This window comes from Streptomyces sp. NPDC042336, assembly GCF_055581985.1.
Map to the genome: position 1 here is coordinate 1 of NZ_JBVJEA010000102.1, position 1,426 is coordinate 1,426.

Here is a 1,426-nt window from a genome sequence, read left to right on the forward strand (position 1 = left end):
CCTAGTAGTGCTTCGTTAGGTTCTGGGCTGTCTGCGGCGGCTTTGTGGGTTGGGTAGGGGCCGTCCGCAGGTGGTGCAGGCACCGGTCCAGCACCTCAGGAGGTCCTGAAGAACGTCGAGGACCTGGTAGAGGGTCAGGCCGGTGTGTGGGCTTTTGGGTCGAGCCGCCTGAGGGTGAGGAATGCCTGAGCGGCGGTGACGAGCGTGACGTGGTGGTGCCAGCCGCGCCAGGTGCGGCCCTCGAAGTGGTCCAGGCCCAGACCGTGCTTGAGTTCGCGGTAGTCGTGCTCGATCCGCCAGCGCATTTTCGCCCAACGCACCAGGTCAGCGACCGGGGTGGTGGCGGGCAGATTCGATATCCAGTACCCGGTCGGAGCGTCCTGGCCCTCCGGCCATTCGACCAGGAGTGTCTGGGCGGGCAGGACGCCGTCCCACCTGCTGCGGCCGCCGCCCGCCTCCTGGGCTGAGGCCAGGGACTGCTTGCCCGCAGGCCTCACGGTCAGCACCGCGAACCGTGAGGCCATCGCGCCCTTGCTGCCCTGTCGCCAGGTCACCTCGGTGAACCGGCCGGCACCGGCCTCGACCGCGAGGACCGAGACGGCTCGTGGCGAAGTGCGGTAGCGGGCCAGCGTCGGCGGACCGAGCCCGCCGTAAGCGGGCTGGTGCGGCTCGGCATCCTCCCGGTGGGCGACTTCCTTCCCGGTCAGGGCGAGAACATAGGACAGCCCACGCTGTTCGAGACCGATCCGGAAGGGGGTGCTGACGCCGTAGCCGGCGTCGGCGACCACCACCGGCGCCTTCAGCTGCCACTCGCCGAGCGTGTCGAGCAGGCCGAGCGCGAGACGCCATTTCTCCTGGTGGACGATGTCGTCGGGTACTCCCGCCCTGCGGCATCGGTCCGGATCGTCCGTCCACTCGCGCGGCAGATACAGCTGCCAGTTCAACGGGCAGGACGCGGTGTCGGTGGCGGCGTGGACGCTGACTGCGACCTGGCAGTTCGCCCGCTTGCCGACGGCTCCGCAGTACTGGCGTGCGACGCCGGCCGACGCGGTGCCGCACTTGGGGAACGACACGTCGTCGACAACCCACACCTCGGGCGTGATCACCTCGGCGATCCGCTCGGCGGTCCGCCGTCTGACCGGCAGCGGGTCCCACGGTGACTGGTTCACGAACTGCTGCAGGGCCTGCATGTTCCCGTCCGGCAGCCGCTCGGCCATCGGCTGGATCGACTTCCGCCGGCCATCGAGCATCAGGCCCCGCAGATAACACTCGCCCCAACGCCGCTGATCCCGGCGCGGCAACGACCCGAACACATCGGCAACAAACCCCGCTAACTCGCCCCGGAGCCGTTCCACTTCCCCCAGCTTCACCCTGGGAGGCTGCCCACCACCAACCGAGATCACTCAACGTAACGAAGCACTACTAG

General features: G+C 68.8%; 1 protein-coding gene. It reads right to left on the reverse strand.

What is annotated here, in order from left to right:
• Nucleotides 1-134: 134 nt before the first annotated feature.
• Nucleotides 135-1,370, reverse strand: coding sequence for an IS701 family transposase (locus tag ACZ6IM_RS42605; RefSeq protein ID WP_469564634.1), 1,236 nt, complete (start codon nt 1,368-1,370; stop codon nt 135-137).
• Nucleotides 1,371-1,426 lie beyond the last annotated feature (56 nt).